Below are 206 nucleotides of genomic sequence, written 5' to 3' on the forward strand. Positions count from 1 at the left end.
GGGCAACGTCGTCCTCGTCGGCCTCCCCGTAGTGGCGCGGCACGTAGAGGCAGACGGTCGTGCCCTCTCCGACCTCGGAGTAGATACGCACCTGCCTCGCGGACTGGCGCGGGAAGCCGTAGCACATCTAGAGGTCCAAAACCGTCCCTTCCCTCGTTCGGTTGGTTCTGTAAAATGACGGAGATGACCTTCGCCTTAGGTCAGGG

Annotated in this window: 1 pseudogene; it reads right to left on the reverse strand. The window is 62.6% G+C overall.

The features are described 5' to 3' along the window. Positions 1–206, reverse strand: a pseudogene (locus MFF64_RS37760) (ATP-binding protein); the annotation flags it as partial.

Source organism: Methylobacterium frigidaeris (genome assembly GCF_022179185.1).
GTDB lineage: Bacteria > Pseudomonadota > Alphaproteobacteria > Rhizobiales > Beijerinckiaceae > Methylobacterium > Methylobacterium frigidaeris.